The 1072-nt window shown below is 69.8% G+C and carries 1 protein-coding gene; it reads right to left on the minus strand.

What is annotated here, in order from left to right:
- Window positions 1-226: 226 nt before the first annotated feature.
- Entirely contained in the window at window positions 227-928 is a 702-nt protein-coding gene (locus IZR01_RS49270) for a 4'-phosphopantetheinyl transferase family protein (RefSeq protein ID WP_194895638.1), read from the minus strand.
- Window positions 929-1072: the final 144 nt, after the last annotated feature.

Consider the following 1072-nt stretch of genomic DNA (forward strand, 5'->3'; position numbering starts at 1 on the left):
GGGTGCGAGGCACGCCGATCGGAATGTGAAGCACGCCGATATCGGGGGCCGAGGCACGCCGATCGGAATGTGAGGTACGCCGATCGGTATATGAGCTGAAGGCATGAGCACAAGGGCGGCGCGGCGAACCCGCGCCGCCCTTCGCTGTCGTCCGGCGACCGCACTTCGCCGACTTCGTTGTCGTCCGGACCGGGTGGCCCGGGTGGCCCGGGCGGCTCAGGGCGGCTCAGGGCGAAGGCGTCCCGGAAGTATCCCGGAGCGACACCGACGTCGCGAGCAACCCGTCGTGCACGATCCAGCGGCCGGTCAGGCGGGTCAGCGGGGCCCCGTCCCGCACCAGGCCGGCTTTCGACAGCTGGGCTGTGAAGACATCCGAGGCCGGATCGAAGCCGACCACCGCGTCCTCGAAACCGAGCCAGCACCGGGCCAACGGGAACCAGGCCTTGTAGATCGATTCCTTCGCACTGAACAACAGCCGGTCCCAGTGCACCTCGGGGAACCGCTCGGCCAGTTCCGACACCATGGCGGATTCCCCCGCGCCGGCAACGACTTTCAGGACCCCGGCGGGCAAGGGCAAGTGCGGCTCGGCGTCGATACCGATCGAGGCGAGCTCACCGGCCCGGGCCACCACCGCGGCCCGGTAGCCGTCGCAATGGGTCATGCTGCCGACGAACCCGGCAGGCCACAGCGGCTCGCGCTTGGCACCCGACAGGATCGGAACCGGAGGCACGCCGAACTGCGCCAGCGCCTCCCGCGCACACCGGCGGACCGTGGCGAACTCCCGACGCCGCTTGTCAACGGCGTCGCGGATCTGCGCCTCCTCCTCGGGGAACAAGTCCGGGGACAACTCCGGGAACAGCTCCGGGCCCGGCGGATCGCCGAAGGCTTCGATGGCGGCGGCCTCTGGCGGCACGATGGCCTCGATCAACCGCGCTCCCTTGATGACCCGACAGTTGGGTACCTGCCCAGGATGCCAGAACTCGTGGTGTTCACTCGTGGTGTTCAACTGCGTAGGCGGCCAAGGCCGGATGGGGCGGCCGAGGATCGGAGGGGGGCGGCCGAGGATCGGAGG

Source organism: Catenulispora pinisilvae (genome assembly GCF_015356865.1).
GTDB classification, from domain to species: domain Bacteria; phylum Actinomycetota; class Actinomycetes; order Streptomycetales; family Catenulisporaceae; genus Catenulispora; species Catenulispora pinisilvae.